Genomic DNA, 373 nt, shown 5'->3' on the forward strand with positions numbered 1-373 from the left:
TGGCAGTAAAGTTCTGGATGGCCCCTTTTGTTGCTGCATAAGCCAGTAACTGTGGATGCGGCTTGTAAGCATTGATGGATGTAGTATTGATGATGGTGCTCCCGGGTTTCATGTGCGGCTCTGCAGCTTTGATAAGGTAGAACATGGAGTAAATGTTCGTTTTGAAGGTCCTGTCCCATTCATTGCTTGAAATATCCTGAATGTTTTCCCTGGCCATCTGAAAAGCTGCATTGTTTACAAGAATATCTATCTGCCCAAATTCTTCCACAGCTTTTTGGACGATACTTTTACAATGTTCCTCATCACTCACATCTCCAGGAACCAATACAGCCTTTTTTCCGGCTTTTCTCACCCATTTTGCTGTTTCCTCGGC

1 protein-coding gene is annotated in these 373 nt (G+C 44.0%); it reads right to left on the reverse strand.

Features of this window, described 5'->3' with window-relative positions; genetic code table 11:
- On the reverse strand, window positions 1–373 hold a 373-nt coding region (locus HC176_RS17540), incomplete at both ends, for an SDR family oxidoreductase (protein WP_167920291.1).

Source organism: Tamlana crocina, assembly GCF_012037625.1.